1 protein-coding gene is annotated in these 738 nt (G+C 58.8%); it reads right to left on the bottom strand.

Annotated elements, in window-relative coordinates; translation table 11 throughout:
- Positions 1-738: IS110 family RNA-guided transposase (locus IFT60_RS26175; RefSeq protein ID WP_192057023.1), on the bottom strand; the 738-nt coding region annotated here is incomplete at both ends.

Genomic DNA, 738 nt, shown 5'->3' with positions numbered 1-738 from the left:
CAGCCGATTCATTGTTGCCAGGGCAGACCCCTACCCATGAAGCAAGACGATCCGGGCTGCCGAAGGCATCCATGTCGGTGCCAATTTCAACGAGGAGCATGGCAGCGCCGATCAGGTCGATTCCGGGAAGGGTTTGCAGCAGTGCCAGTGCATTGCGCTGCTCGGCCATGCCGGTCAATAATTGACTGTCGAAGCGCGCGATGCGCGCCTCGATTTCCTCGATATGCTGCATTAATTCGTGCAGGACGAAACGATGACTCGGCGTCAGCTCGCCTTGCAGAGCTTCGAACAATTCTTCGCGGCTGGCCTTGAAACGCGTGCTGGCCAAGGCCAGTATTTCCTGCACGCTGGCCTCGGCAATGAGGGCCTTGACCATCTTGCGCGCCGCTACACCATGCACATCGCTGACGACAACGCCAAGCCTGATTCCACTGTCGGTGAGCACCTTGTGCAGCCGGTTTTTCTCGGCGGCTAGTTGGCCGACCAGCTTTTGCCGCTGACGTGATACCAGACGCAGTTCACGCAGGCGCGCAGGAGGAATGAACGAGCCGCGCAGCAGTCCTGCACGGGCCAGCGTAGCGAGCCATTGCGCATCGCTGACATCGGTTTTGCGCCCAGGCACGTTCTTGACATGTTTGGCGTTGACCACGAGCGTTTTGAGACCGGCCGCTTCCAGTGCCGCGTACGGACTTTTCCAGTAAATGCCCGTACTTTCCATCACCACTAACTCGACCTTCA

It is taken from the genome of Massilia sp. CFBP 13721 (assembly GCF_014842025.1).
Lineage (GTDB): Bacteria > Pseudomonadota > Gammaproteobacteria > Burkholderiales > Burkholderiaceae_D > Telluria.
This window is presented reverse-complemented; position numbering and strand designations above follow the sequence as displayed.